Annotated in this window: 11 protein-coding genes; 8 read left to right on the plus strand and 3 right to left on the minus strand. The window is 70.4% G+C overall.

The annotated features are described in order from the left end of the window. Window positions 1–89: 89 nt before the first annotated feature. The 5 genes from ACN469_RS22730 to ACN469_RS22750 are packed head-to-tail and all read left to right on the plus strand — an operon-like array spanning window position 90 to window position 4,582. Window positions 90–305: a hypothetical protein gene (locus ACN469_RS22730; protein WP_498770835.1), complete on the plus strand. Its 216-nt coding sequence runs from the start codon at window positions 90–92 to the stop codon at window positions 303–305. Next, window positions 302–1,204 carry a cytochrome c oxidase subunit II gene (locus ACN469_RS22735; protein ID WP_498770836.1) on the plus strand — a complete coding sequence of 301 codons (903 nt, stop codon included), beginning with the start codon at window positions 302–304 and terminating at the stop codon, window positions 1,202–1,204. The genes ACN469_RS22730 and ACN469_RS22735 overlap by 4 nt, the downstream gene beginning before the upstream one ends. Continuing rightward, the gene (locus ACN469_RS22740; RefSeq protein WP_498770837.1) at window positions 1,201–2,946 is read left to right on the plus strand and encodes a cytochrome c oxidase subunit I; all 1,746 of its coding nucleotides are present in this window, start codon (window positions 1,201–1,203) and stop codon (window positions 2,944–2,946) included. Before ACN469_RS22735 ends, ACN469_RS22740 begins: the two co-directional genes overlap by 4 nt. Further along, entirely contained in the window at window positions 2,943–3,581 is a 639-nt protein-coding gene (locus ACN469_RS22745) for a cytochrome c oxidase subunit 3 (RefSeq protein ID WP_498770838.1), read from the plus strand. Before ACN469_RS22740 ends, ACN469_RS22745 begins: the two co-directional genes overlap by 4 nt. Next, complete coding sequence (locus tag ACN469_RS22750) at window positions 3,578–4,582, plus strand: c-type cytochrome (protein ID WP_498770839.1); 1,005 nt, start codon at window positions 3,578–3,580, stop codon at window positions 4,580–4,582. Before ACN469_RS22745 ends, ACN469_RS22750 begins: the two co-directional genes overlap by 4 nt. Here ACN469_RS22750 and ACN469_RS22755 read toward each other — a convergent pair. Continuing rightward, window positions 4,551–5,342, minus strand: a complete 792-nt coding sequence (locus tag ACN469_RS22755; protein WP_498770840.1) for an acyl-CoA desaturase — start codon at window positions 5,340–5,342, stop codon at window positions 4,551–4,553. The two genes, ACN469_RS22750 and ACN469_RS22755, sit on opposite strands and share 32 nt — an antisense overlap. Before the next feature lie 64 nt (window positions 5,343–5,406). After that, window positions 5,407–5,739 (minus strand): hypothetical protein, encoded by a 333-nt coding sequence (locus tag ACN469_RS22760; RefSeq protein ID WP_498770841.1) that lies wholly within the window; start codon window positions 5,737–5,739, stop codon window positions 5,407–5,409. A gap of 405 nt (window positions 5,740–6,144) precedes the next feature. Here ACN469_RS22760 and ACN469_RS22765 point away from each other — a divergent pair, with 405 nt between their 5' ends. The 3 genes from ACN469_RS22765 (at window position 6,145) to ACN469_RS22775 (ending at window position 9,955) form a co-directional block, all read left to right on the plus strand. Continuing rightward, window positions 6,145–7,797: a sensor histidine kinase gene (locus tag ACN469_RS22765; RefSeq protein ID WP_498770842.1), complete on the plus strand. Its 1,653-nt coding sequence runs from the start codon at window positions 6,145–6,147 to the stop codon at window positions 7,795–7,797. A 152-nt stretch (window positions 7,798–7,949) separates the two neighbouring features. Beyond that, window positions 7,950–9,395, plus strand: a complete 1,446-nt coding sequence (locus ACN469_RS22770; protein WP_498770843.1) for a hypothetical protein — start codon at window positions 7,950–7,952, stop codon at window positions 9,393–9,395. A 134-nt stretch (window positions 9,396–9,529) separates the two neighbouring features. Beyond that, complete coding sequence (locus ACN469_RS22775) at window positions 9,530–9,955, plus strand: nuclear transport factor 2 family protein (protein WP_498770844.1); 426 nt, start codon at window positions 9,530–9,532, stop codon at window positions 9,953–9,955. Between the two features lie 6 nt (window positions 9,956–9,961). Here the strand turns inward: ACN469_RS22775 and ACN469_RS22780 are convergent, their stop codons facing one another. Then, entirely contained in the window at window positions 9,962–11,809 is a 1,848-nt protein-coding gene (locus tag ACN469_RS22780; protein WP_498770845.1) for a sensor histidine kinase, read from the minus strand. Window positions 11,810–12,280 lie beyond the last annotated feature (471 nt).

The raw sequence follows: 12,280 nt of genomic DNA on the forward strand, positions 1-12,280 counted from the left end.
CGTCCCACCTTCCGAGGCGAGGGATGGACGGGCGCATGTCACTCGCTGGAGGCGCGTCCCGCCTTCCGAGGCGAGGGATGGACGGGCGCATGTCTCCCCAGGCGAGACTCCTCTCGGTCCTCACGGTGCTCCTGCCCCTGGACGTGCTCGCATGTGCGACGTGCTCCCTGCGCGAGCCCGAGTCGGCGGTGCGCTCCGCGCTCCTGGTCGTGGGGTTGATGCTCACGCCCTTCCTGGTGGTGGGCGTGGGGCTGTGGGCGGTGCGGCGCGCGGGCCGGGAGGCCTCTCGGGAGGATGGCGCGTGAGCACGTCCGTCGAGGGAGCGCTCCATCCATCGTCGGAAGCTCCCTCGGACACGAGCGCGAGGACGCTGGCGCTCCCCGAGGACACGTTGCTGGGCGCGAGCAAGTCCGTCGAGGGAAAATCCCAGCCATCGTCGGATGCGCCCTCGGGCCTGAGCGCGAGGACGCTGGCGCTCCCCGAGGACGCGAGTGTCGACGGGCACCGCATCGACGCGCTGCTCGGCTGGAGTCATCGCTTCGAGGCGGGGATGGCCGCGCTCGCGCTCGGGTGGATGGTGGTGGCGGTGTGGCGCTTCCGGAACGCGAAGCGAGCAGCCTCGGACGGTGGCACGAAGCGCTCGCGCGCTTGGGTCTTCGGCCTGGCGCTGAGCACGTTCCTCGTGGTGGACGGAGCCCTGCTGGTGGGCTCGGAGGGCTACCTCCGAGACGTGCTGTGGAATCTCCAGGTCCCCGCGACGGACCCGCGCACGGTGCGCATTGAAATCAACGCGCATCAGTGGTCCTGGGAGGCGCGCTACGCGGGCGAAGACAACCGCTTCAACACACCCGACGACGTGGTGACGTGGAACGACCTGCGCGTGCCGACAGGAGTGCCCGTCTGGGTGCAGCTGGTCTCCACGGACGTGGTGCACGGTTTCTCGCTGCCGAACTTCCGCGTGAAGCTGGATGCGATTCCGGGGCGCGTGAACCAGACCTGGTTCCGAGCCGCGCGCGAGGGGACGTGGGAGGTGGCCTGCTACCAGCACTGCGGCACCAGCCACTACCGGATGCGCGGCGAGCTCCGTGCCCTGTCCGCGGAGGCGTATGCCGCGTGGCTGCGCGAAGCGGGACGCCAGGCCGTTCAGGCCTACGACGTGGATGACAGCGCGGCCCACTGGGGCTGGGAGTGGAAGGCGCCGTGAGTCTGCTCTCCCTCGACCACAAGGCCGTGGCGCGGCGCTACCTGTGGAGCGGCCTGGGCTTCCTGCTGCTGGGCGGACTGCTCGCGCTGGCCATCCGCTGGCAGTGGGCGTGGCCGGGGCAGCCGGTGCCGGGGCTCGCCTGGGCGCTGCCCGGGTCCCGAGGCGCGCTGACTCCGCCCACGTACACGGCCGTCTTCACCATGCACGGCCTGGTGATGATTTTCTTCGCGGTGACGCCGCTGCTCTTCGGCGCGTTGGGGCACTTCGTGTTGCCGCTGGCAATCGGTGCGCGAGGGCTCGCCTTCCCGCGACTCTCCGCGCTGGGCTACTGGGTGTACGCGCTGGGGGGCGTGCTGGTGCTGGCCTCGTTCGCGGTGCGGCTCGGGCCGGCGAGCGCGGGCTGGACGGCGTACCCACCGCTGTCGACGTCGGCCTTCACGCCCGGGTTGGGGCAGACGCTGGTGACGGTGGCGGTGCTGTGCGCGGGCACATCGGCCTTCACGTATGGCCTGAACTTCGTCGTCACGGTGGCGCGGTGTCGAGCGCCCGGGATGACCTGGGGACGGCTGCCGCTGACGGTGTGGGGGCTGTTCTTCGCCTCGGTGTTGAACGTGCTCTTCGTGCCGGTGCTGGCCGCCGCAACGGTGTTGCTGTTGATGGACCGGTTGCTGGGCACGCAGTTCTTCATCGCGGGCGCGGCGGCGGTGGGTGGTGGCGGGGACCCGGTGGTGTACCAGCACCTCTTCTGGCTGTTCGGTCATCCGGAGGTCTACATCCTCATCCTCCCCGCGTGGGGCATGGTGGGGGACCTGGTGGCGTTCTTCAGCCGCAAGCCCGCGCATGGCTATCGGCTGACGGCGGGGGCCATGGGGACGGTGTCCGCGCTGAGCGGGCTCGTCTACGCGCACCACCTCTTCACCAGTGGCATGTCGCCGTTGCTCGGGCGGACGTTCATGGTGCTGACGCTGCTCATCTCCCTGCCGGCCGAGGTGATGTTCCTCAACTGGCTGATGACGCTGTGGCGAGGCAGCGTGAGGCTGACGTCGCCGATGCTCGCGGCGCTGGCGACGATGGTGGTGTTCGGACTGGGAGGAATCACCGGCCTCGCGCTGGGCGCGGTGGCGACGGACGTACCACTGCACGGGACGCTGTGGGTGGTGGGGCACTTCCACCTGACGATGGGGGCCGCCAGCTTCCTGGGTCTCTTCGCGGGCCTCTACTTCTGGTTCCCGAAGATGTTCGGCCGCGCGTTGCACGAGGGCCTCGCGAAGGTGCACGTGCTGTCGAGCGCGGTGCTGTTCCTCGGCGTGTTCGGCGGACAGCTCGCGGCGGGATACGCGGGGCAGCTGCGGCGGCTGTATGACCCGTACCAATACACGTACCTGAAGCACCTGTTGCCGCTGAACCAGTGGACGACGGTGTGCGCGTTCCTGCTGGGCGCCGCGCAGGTGGTGTTCATCGTGAACCTGGTGTGGACGCTGCGGCGCGGGCGCGCGGCCGAAGCGAACCCGTGGCAGGTGGGCACGCTCGAGTGGACGTGCGCATCGAGCCCGCCCGGCGAAGGCAACTTCACGCAAGTCCCCGTGGTGCTGCGCGGACCGCATGCGCTGTCCCAGCCGGAGGTGTTGGAGCGACTGGGGCGCGACTGGATTGGACAGGCGGAGGTGCTGCCAGGAGTGGCCCGACAGGGCGCCGAAGAAGAAGCAGTGGCCGCGGTCTCCACCGTGGGGCGCGTGACATGAGCGAGCCCGTGACGCGCGCCGAATCCGCTCCACTCGCGGCAGCGCGGGCGCTGGATGCACGTGCCGCGCTCGGCGCAAACGACAAGGCGCGCGTGGCCGCCGCTTCGGAGGCCGCGAACGCGGAAGGAACAGCGTGGCTCGGCACGGTGCTGGGGCTCGCCGCGTGGTCGATGTTCTTCGCCTCGCTCGCCTTCGCGGTGGGCTGGTACCGGATGCGAGAGCCGTGGCCCACGCTCCCTGTGTCCCTGCTGGGACTGGGTCTCACGGGGCTCCTGCTCGTCGCGGGAAGCGCCGTGCTCCACCTGGGCCTCCGGCGGCGAGAGTCACCGTGGCCCGCTCGGTGTGCCCTCGCGCTGGGGCTGGGCTTCCTCTCGCTCCAGGCGATGTGGACGCACCAGGCCTGGTGGACCGAGCACGTGCGCATCCCCGAGGGCGGCGTCTTCGCCTCGGCGTTCCACGGGCTCACGGCGCTGCATGCGCTGCATGTGCTCGGGGTGACTTTCAGTCTCTTCCTCGTCTGCTGGCGCCACGCGCGCGGCGCGGACGTGCGAGCCTCCTTGCGACGTCACGCGCTGGGCTGGCACTTCGTGACGGCGATGTGGGTGCTCCTCTTCGTGGCGGTGTACCTCCCATGACGACTCCTCGCGGAACCTCCCGTGCGCGCACCTCGCGGGCCCTGATGGTGCTGTTGCCGCTCATGCTCGCGGGCTGTCGCTCGAAGAGCGCCCCCAGCTTCGAGCCCCTGAAGCTCGCGGATGGCCGGGTCATCCCAGCGGAGACGCTGACGCGCGGGCACTCGGTGTACACGTACTACTGCGCGTCCTGTCACGGAGAGCAGGGAGACGGACAGGGCCCCGCGGGACGAGGGATGCGGCCCGTGCCGCGCAGCTTCCGTCAGGGCCTCTTCAAGTTCGGAGGCGTCGCCGTCGGCGAGCTCCCCACGGACGAGGCGCTGAAGCGCACGCTGCGTCGCGGCCTGCACGGCACTCCGATGTTCGCGTGGGACGTGCCCGACGCGGACCTGGAGGCGGTGCTGCAGTACGTGAAGACCTTCAGCCCGCGCTGGAAGGAAGAGGTCCCCGGCAAGCCCCTGGCCATGTCGACCGACCCGTGGCGAGGCCGCGACGCGGAGGCCATCGAACGAGGCCGAGTCGCCTTCCACGTCTCGGGCGCGGGCAACGCGGGGTGCTCGAGTTGCCACGTCGCGTACCTCCCGCGCACGGAGCTGGCCGCGCTGCTGAAGAAGGCGCTGGGCCGCGACGTGGACCTGTCCAAGATGGACCCGTACACGGCCCTGGCGCGCGAGTCGGACCACCCCGTGGCGGTGGATGCGAAGGGCGAGCCCACGAAGATGGAGAAGGTGCTGCCTCCGGACTTCCTCTTCCAGCCACTGCGCACGGTGTGGCCGGTAGGGGAGACGGTGGACGGCTCCACGTACACGGCGGAGCGCCAGCGTGAGGACCTCTACCGCGTCATCTCCGCGGGCGTGGGAGGCGCGGCGATGCCCACGTGGAAGGGCGCCATCCCCGAGGAGAACCTGTGGGCGCTCGCGTACTACGTGCAGACGCTCGTCGTGCTGCGCGACACGGACGCGGCCGATGAGCTCAAGGCCCGACTGCGAAGCTCGACTCAGTGAGCCGTGCCCGAGGGGCCACGGGCGCTTGCTCCACGGGCTCGCCAGCGAGCCGGATGAGCTTCAGTCGGGACAACAGCCGCATCACCTGCCACGTGGGGTCCAGCTCGAAGCGTCGCGCGGCGAAGTCGGGGCTCGCGGGCCGGGCGTGGTGGTTGTTCTGGAACAGCTCTCCCATGCAGACCACGTCCATGGGCAGCGTGTTGCGTGACACGTCTCGGTTCGCGAAGTTGCGATAGCCGTAGCGGTGGCCGCACCAGTTGACGATGGCGCCGTGCACCGGCCCCATCACGAAGTGCGCGGGCAAGAGCGCCCAGTGCCACGGGCGCGTGGCGAAGCGCCGATAGAACAACGTGTAGAGCGCGCCGAAGGTGAGGCGCGAAGGCCAGCTGTTGAAGAACTTCTCCAGCGCGGGCCACTGGGGAAATCCCCCGAGGAAGCGCGCTTCAGGCTGGATGCGCCGGGCGAGCAGCCCCTCGTAGCGTCGTGCCGTGTTGAGCATCATCCGCATCGGATTCTTCTGGTGCGCGGGCGAGTGCGGGTCCTTCTCGGTGTCCGCGTAGGCGTGGTGCTCGCGGTGGAGGATGGCGTAGGCGCGCGGGTCCAGGTAGCTGGAGCCCTGCACCAGCGCGGTGCACAGGTGGAGGGCGCGCTCGGTGCGAGGCCTCATCGTGTACATGCGATGCGCGGCGTAGCGGTGCTGGAAGAGGCTCTGGAAGAGCACGCTCAGCGTCCAGTGTGAGGCGAAGAAGAGGTAGACCATATCGGCTCAACCCGCGGGCATGTCATCACCCTGTCAGTCGGGTCCCGAAACGGGTCTGCTGGACTCATTCCCTCGCGAGCGCAGGTGGCTGGACAGTGGCTCGGTCGGAGCCACCCTCGTTGGTCCAGACGTCCTGGTCCGGCAGCTGACGACGCCAGTCAGGGCGAGTGCTCGTGTAGGGCGAGCGTGAGGTCATGCGCGCATCGCCAAAGTCGAGCAGACGCAGCAGATTCTCCTGAGGGCTGATGCTGTAGGCGAACCACAGTCCGCCGACCAGCAGGTGGTGGTGTCCCGCATTCAGCCCCGCGATGTCGCTCCGGGTCGGTCCGCCGTCGGCGGCGGCGTGTGTCCTCGGCGCCTGCTCGGCGAGAGTGAGCAGATGCAGGGCGACTGTCATGCGGACCTCATTTGGCAGCCGCCAGTACGCGGAACGGAGGTGCGAGGGAACATCGACGGTGTACGAGCGCATGGTGGGACCTCGGGCGGCCCGCCGCGCACTTCACGGGGAAGGTCAGCTTGAAGGGATGGGGGATATCTTGAGGGTAGGCATCGAGAGGGCAGGGCGCGCGCTCCTTTCATCCTGGAGGCATGGGGCACGCTCGGGGGGCGGGATTCACGCCACCTCACTGTGCGCTCGTCGCGCGGTATGCCGCCTCCGACGGAGCGCTTCGCGGACCGGTAGGCGAGAAGCCGACGGCCTGCCTTGCTCCTCACCCACTCCCGCACGGCAAGCCAGCGGACGCATCTCCTGGGAGGGGAGAGGTGGTGCGTCATGCGGGCTGCGAGCCGATGGAGAATCACCGTGAAGAGCGTCGCGGAGGTGATTCGCGAGCACCACGACGACATTGTCCGCCTGTGGACCGCGGAGGCGACCCGCGCCGCTTCAGCCCGTGGGCTGGCGGAGCCCGAGCTCAAGAACATCATGCCGACCTACCTGGCCTCGCTCTCCACCGGAGAGCCGCTGGGAGTCGGCACCGCGACGCGACGAAAGCACGTCGAGAGCCACGTGGCCGCGCGGCTTCGCCAGGGCTTTCACGTGGCCGAGGTCGTCGAGGAGTTCGCGCTGCTGGGGCGGTGCATCTCCTCGATGTGGGCCACGGCCCCGCGAGAAGCGCGGCCCGATGTCTCGGAGGTCGAGCAGCTCTTCATCGAGCTGCATGACGCCTCGGCGGCCGTCATCGACCTCTTCAGCGAGCACATGCGGGATGATGAGCAGACGGAGAAGCGCTACCTGCGGCTCCTCCAGAACGTGGCCAGCGAGGCGCTGGAGGTGGACGCGGCCTCGCTGCGAGGGCGTCTGACGGAGATGCTCGAGCTGGTGATGGAGGCCCTGGGGGCTCAGGGTGGGTTCCTGATGCTGAATGAGCTGGAGAAACGCAAGCTCGGCATCGTGGCTTCCGCGGGTGTCGCGAAGGAGCCCCTGGCGGAGTACGCCTCCGCGCTGGCCACCCTGCCCCTGGCCGCGCAGCTCCCCGAGTCGACGAGCGACGCGGGTACCAACCCGGAGGACGCCGAGGCCACTTCGCTCGAGACGAACGAGGCCCTTCGCCAGAGCGGCATCCAGGCACTGCTCGGGATTCGGCTGGCCACGCATCACGCCCTGATAGGTGTCATGTGCGTCGGCATCTCGGAGGCTCGCGACTTCACGGCCCGGGAGCGACGACGGCTCGAGTCGCTGGGAGAGCAACTGACGGTCCACCTGGACAACGCGAAGCTGTACTCGGACCTGCGCGACAAGGTGGCGGCGCTCCAGTCCGAGCGGGAGCTGCGCGAGCGCTTCGTCTCCGTCCTGGCTCACGACCTGCGCGGGCCGCTGTCCGCGGCGAAGGTGGGGGCGCAGCTCCTCATCCGTCGCCCGGAGTCGCTGGACGAGCGGCGGGAGCTGGCCCGGCGCATCAGCCAGAACATCGAGCGCACGGACCGGATGGTGACGGACCTGCTCGACGCGAACCGCATCCGGGCGGGCCAGCGCATCGCGCTCCAGCTCGCGCCTTGTGATTTGACGGACCTCGCCCGCGAGGTCATCGAGGAGCTGAGCACCGTCCATGGCGAGCGCTTCCTGCTCGAGGCGCCAGGGCCGGTCCATGGCAACTGGAACGCGGACGAGCTGCGCCGCGCCCTCTGGAACCTGGCCAGCAACGCGGTGAAGTACGGCGCGACGGACGCACCCGTCACCATCGCCGTCTCCTGGACCGAGCAGGGCGCGCGGGCCTCCGTCCACAACGAGGGCCAGATGATTCCCCGCGCTGACCAGGAGCACCTCTTCAAGCCCTTCTCACGCGCGCGCTCCGCGGAGACGGGGCCCGCGAAGGGGTGGGGGCTGGGGCTGACCCTGGTGTGGGGCTGTGCCCAGGCGCACGGCGGCAAGGTCACCGTCGAGAGCGAGGCGGGCACGGGGACGACCTTCACGCTGGAGCTGCCTCTCGACGCGGCGCCCTACCAGCCCCCGAGGTGACGCGGGCGGCTCGTCCACGCACGTCCACCTCGGGAGATTCCACGTCCCGGACTCGCGATGCTCCGTGAGGGAGCGCGCGTCCTCGCGCCTCGAAGCACGGGGTTGGTGTGTCGGATGCAGTGGGGCCGGCGGTTCCTTCCGGAGAGCACCCCATGTCCCGAATCGATTCCCCTGGCGGTCCGCCTCTTTCCCTCGACACCGTTCCCGACGCGGTGCCCACGCCCACGCCGTCGCGGCCGTCCGCGCCGCCTCCGCGCGAGCGCAACGAGGTGAGCGCCTACGGAGGGAGTGCCTCCTCGGGGCGCACGTCCTCGCGAGGCGCGGACACCCCGCCGGGAGCCGGGGGCCCGAGCGTGTCGGCCGGAGCGCTGGCGGCCCTGGGCGGCAAGCTGCGCGCCCCTCGCGCGGAGGTCCCCTCGGACGTCGCGTCGGAGCTCCAGTCGCGACTGACGCGGAACCTTGGAGACTGGGCCGTCAGCGACACCGACGTGCAGACGGTGCACGCGTTGCTGGGCCAGCTCCCGCCCGCGGCCTACCGGGCGACGCTGGAGTGGATGGAGCGCGGGGGGCTGTTGAAGACGTTCCTCTCGGAGCAGGACCTTGGGGCTCGCGAGGCCTTCCTGAAGCAGGCGGAGTCCCAGGGGGTCCTTCAGCGACTCCCGGCAGAGCCCGCCTCCGGGCCGCTGGGCTACCCGGGCAAGCCCGGGTTCTTCCGCAATGAGTCGGCGCTGCCGGAGTCCCTGCGTCACGCCGTGAGCGAGCACGCCGTCGAGGCGGGCAGGGCCTTCCACGCGTCCCACGCGGCGTACCTGGGGCGGTACGTGAAGGCCGTCGAGGTCGCGGGGAGCTTGACCGAGCTGCGCAAGCTCGGGGCGCCCAGGGACGCGCGGCTGTCCGACTCGGTGCTGGGCCTGGACCGGAGGGACCCCGAGCGGGAGGAGTACGCGAAGCAGTGGCGGCAAGCCGTGGGGGTGCCCGTGTCCACGGCGTGGGTCTACCAGGCCGTCAATGCGAAGCAGCGGGAGCTGCTCGGGGAGCGCGCGGGAGGCACCCTCGCGCTGAAGGGCAAGGCGGAGCTGACCCAAGGCAACCTCAAGCTGGGGGGAGACGCGCAGGTCGACTCGCGCGGCAAGGTGGACCTGAAGGCCTCCAGCGGCGTGGAGCTGAAGGGCGGGCCCGTGGGCCTGAAGGTGATGGGGGACACGAAGGGGAAGGTCCAGTCGGAGGTGAAGGTCGACCTGGGGCTCGTCAAGGTGAGCCAGGCCTCGGACGGCGAGCTGAAGGTCTCCCTCGGCGTGGGCAAGCTCGCCGGGAGCTACACGACGCTCAACCTGGACGAGGCGCGGTTCGGCGGAGGCGTCTTCGCCCAGGCGGAGGAGGCCGGGAACAAGGCGGAAGTGAGGTTGGGGTTCGACCTGCAGGGGCTGACGGCGAAGCGCGCGAAGGAGGCCGTGGACCGCGAGCACGTGGGCCTCTTCGACGAGCCTCCCGAACTGGGACGCGGCCTGTCCTGGGACGCGCTGCCGGAGTCGAAGCGGGAGCGGTATTCCCGCAACGGCTGGAATCGTGAGGAGTGGACCCGGGTGCAGGTGCCCTGAGCGCTACGTACGACCGGCCATCCTGGCGCCAGACTGTCGAGCAAGAGAGCAGGCTGGAAACGAGGCATCGCGGTACCCCCATGCGCACCCTTTTTCGGGAAGTCCCTCTTCAATTCAGTCGAGTGAGGCAGCGGATGACGATGGAGCGAGCTCAGAGGTTCGTGGAGGCATTGTCGAGGTTGGAGGAGAGCGGCGACCTGGAGGGCCTCATCGAGCTCTTCAGCGACGATGCGCACGTGAGCAACGTGGCCTCGTCCCGCGTCTTCTCCGGCCGGGAGGGCGCGCGTCAGTTCTGGCGCGAGTACAAGGGCACGCTGCGCCAGGTGAAGTCCTCCTTCCGCAACATGATTGAGGCCGGCGACAGGGTGGCGCTCGAGTGGGAGTCCCATGGCACCGCGCACAACGGCGCGGCCGTGTCCTACGAGGGCGTCTCCATCCTCGAGTGGGACGGCGAGCACATCCGCCGCTTCTACGCGTACTTCGACGCGCACGCCCTGGGCTCCGAGCTGGCGAACGGCACCGCGAAGCGCTCGGAAGTGCCCGCCACCGCGCCGGCGTGACGGCGCTCAGGGGGACTCGGGCGTCCGGGGCAGCTCCACCGTGACGGTGGTGCCCAGCCCGGGCGAGCTCTCCAGGTGGATGTGCCCGCCGTGGGCCTCCACCACCTGCCGGGAGAACCACAGCCCCAGGCCGAAGCCGCCGTAGTGCCTCAGCGGCACCGCGCGGCCGAAGCGCTGGAAGAGGTGCGCGAGCTGCTCGGCGGGGATGCCGATGCCCCGGTCCTTCACCACCAGCCGCGCGATGTCCCCGGGGATGCAGTTGACCTCCACCTCCACGGGCCGCCCCAGGCCGTACTTGAGGGCGTTGGACAGCAGGTGCGTCACCATTCCATCCACGCGAGAGTGGTCCCACCGCCCGGGGACGGCGCCGGTGGCGTGCAGGAAGAGGGTGGCGCCCGCCCGCTCGCGCTCTTCCGTGAAGCGCGCCATCACGTCGCGGCACACGTCCACCAGGTCCACCGGCTCCGGGGTGAGGTGCAGGCGGCCCTCGGACAGGTGGGCCACCTCCAGCAGCTCGCGCACCAGCCGCCCCAGCCGGTCCACCTGCTGCACGGCGGACGTGGTGCGCTCGCGCACGTCGCCGTCGGAGGACATGCGCCGCAGCCGGGAGAGCTGGAGCTTGAGGGCTGTCAGCGGGGTGTTCAGCTCGTGGCTGGCGATGGCGAGGAACTCGTCGCGCAGTTGGAGCGCCTGCTGCGTCTGGTGGAACAGGTGCGCGTTCTGCACGGCGGCGCTCGCGCGGCGGGCCAGCTCCACGGCGAGGGCCAGGTCGTCCTCGGTGTGGTGACGGCCGGAGAGGCAGTGGCCCAGCGTCAGCGCGCCGAGCACGCCCTCGGGAGTCTCCAGCGGCACGGACAGCCACGAGGTGGGGGCCAGGGCGCGCAGCAGGGTGAGCTGTTCGGGACCGCACGCGGTGGCCTCCACCCAGGCCGAGTCGATGTCGGGGTGGAAGGAGGGCAGGCCGCTGGCGAGCGAGCAGATGGGGGTGCCGGGGCGCTCGGGCGGGTGCCAGCGGCTGGCGGCGAGCAGGCCCGCGCACTCGGGCGTGGCGGCGTGGAAGGTGCGGCGCACCTCATGGTCCGGCCCGAGCACGTCGATGATGCAGAAGTCGCCCAGCGTGGGCACCAGGCCCAGGGCCACGCCGCGCAGGGTGTGGCCCAAGTCGAGCGACGTCGCGAGCACCGCGGTGGCGTGCTGGAGCAGCCCCACGCGCTCCACCTGGCTGCGCTCGGCGGCGAGCAGCCGGGCCCGCTCCAGGGCCATGGTGGCCTGCTGCGCGAGCATGTCGATGAAGGCGCGCTCCTCGGCGTCGAAGTCGTGTGCGCGGCCCCAGATGAAGGCCAGGCAGCCCACCGTCCTGTCCCGGGAGAAGAGGGGGAGGCAGGCGATGGACACGTCACCGCTCTCGGGGCGAGCGGCCTCGGCGGCCTCTGGGAAGCGCTCGGCCATGGAGGTCAGGTCGGTTATCCACAGGGGGGCGCGGGTGCTCACGGCCACGGCCACGGGGACATGGGCGGCGTCCACGGGGACGTGGGTGAAGGCGGCCTCGATTGCGGGGGGGCAGCGCACGGTGTGGACCATCTCCATGGACGTGCCCGTCGGGTTCATCAGGTAGAGGGCGCCCGTCTGCGCCTCCAGGGTGCGCACGGCCTCCACGACGACGGCGCGGGCGACGTCCTCTGGGGTGAGGGCGCCGGAGAGGGCCAGGGTGAGGGACTGGAGGCTGCGCATGCGGGCGCTGGCGAGCTCGGCGCTGGCGCGGGCGCGGCGGTTCTCCGCCAGCAATTCGACTCCCGCACCCTGTCCCTCGTCGGGTGGGGGCAAGCGGAGGCTGACGGACGAATGCTTCTCCATGAGCGCTTCCCGACGGCGCAGGTGACGCCGCGAGTTCTCCGCCACTGAAACGCATCCCAGGCCGGATTTCCGGCCTCGGCGGGATGACTGTCCGGCGGCAGTCAGTCCCCCGCGCGGCCAGTGAACACACCGGCCGCCGGCTTCCGACCCCGAGCCAGGAGGAAGGTGGCTGTCGGACAGAGCGCCCCACCTCTCATGCGGCTTCCTCTACGCGGAGTGTGGCGCTACCGTCCGTCCTGGGCCTCGGAGTCACATCTCCGGGGTCATCACTACTGGCACGGAGGTTTCGTTCGGGTCCCTTACGCAGGTTGTCTCCTGTCGCCTCCCCCTCCCTCATCGCGTCCACGAAGCCCACCCCCCTGGCCGGTTCCCGTTGCAGCAAGTTCGCAATCGGTCCCGGGTTTTTCGTGAGTCACGCCAGCATGATGGACGCAGAGGACGCCCGGCCCACCTGCCGCCCGTCCGCCTCGG

The sequence above is a fragment of the Corallococcus terminator genome (assembly GCF_049194865.1).
GTDB classification, from domain to species: Bacteria; Myxococcota; Myxococcia; order Myxococcales; family Myxococcaceae; genus Myxococcus; species Myxococcus terminator_A.

Coding starts and splice junctions, on each gene's coding strand:
- ACN469_RS22750 (WP_498770839.1), top strand. CDS start 3,578: ATGACGACTCCTCGCGGAACCTCCCGTGCGCGCACCTCGCGGGCCCTG.
- ACN469_RS22745 (WP_498770838.1), top strand. CDS start 2,943: ATGAGCGAGCCCGTGACGCGCGCCGAATCCGCTCCACTCGCGGCAGCG.
- ACN469_RS22730 (WP_498770835.1), top strand. CDS start 90: ATGTCTCCCCAGGCGAGACTCCTCTCGGTCCTCACGGTGCTCCTGCCC.
- ACN469_RS22755 (WP_498770840.1), bottom strand. CDS start 5,342: ATGGTCTACCTCTTCTTCGCCTCACACTGGACGCTGAGCGTGCTCTTC.
- ACN469_RS22780 (WP_498770845.1), bottom strand. CDS start 11,809: ATGGAGAAGCATTCGTCCGTCAGCCTCCGCTTGCCCCCACCCGACGAG.
- ACN469_RS22775 (WP_498770844.1), top strand. CDS start 9,530: ATGACGATGGAGCGAGCTCAGAGGTTCGTGGAGGCATTGTCGAGGTTG.
- ACN469_RS22770 (WP_498770843.1), top strand. CDS start 7,950: ATGTCCCGAATCGATTCCCCTGGCGGTCCGCCTCTTTCCCTCGACACC.
- ACN469_RS22760 (WP_498770841.1), bottom strand. CDS start 5,739: ATGACAGTCGCCCTGCATCTGCTCACTCTCGCCGAGCAGGCGCCGAGG.